The organism is Gluconobacter sp. P1D12_c, from assembly GCF_018812105.1.
In the GTDB taxonomy this organism is placed as follows: Bacteria; Pseudomonadota; Alphaproteobacteria; order Acetobacterales; family Acetobacteraceae; genus Gluconobacter; species Gluconobacter oxydans_A.
Window position 1 is genome coordinate 1 of the sequence record NZ_JACSIQ010000912.1, and the last position, 352, is coordinate 352.

1 protein-coding gene is annotated in these 352 nt (G+C 43.2%); it reads left to right on the top strand.

The genetic code is table 11. The features are described 5' to 3' along the window. Positions 1-352, top strand: a 352-nt coding sequence (locus KP705_RS19765; protein ID WP_215765545.1) for a hypothetical protein, incomplete at both ends; no start/stop codon positions are given.

Consider the following 352-nt stretch of genomic DNA (forward strand, 5'->3'; position numbering starts at 1 on the left):
AAATGGACACGCAAGCTCTCTGATTGCTTCCGTTGGCTCAATCAAAAATATGGTTCAAATCTGTATTTCAGGGGGACTGAGTTCACTCATAATGAGGATCATGAAACCCTTAACATGCATATGAATATCCTCTTTGATCTGCCGTATTTTAAGGGTAACGGCTGGCAGGATTTTCTTGCTGATGTTCGTGAGAGGATGTCGTGCATTGTTAAGGATGCGGGAACTCTTGAGTCTGTTGATGAGTTCACAAATTCTGTGACTAAGCCGAACGATATTGAGCCGATGGAGTATGGCCATCTTGAGTGGTTCTATAATGAGACACTCAATACGCGACTGATACAGAGGTACGGAT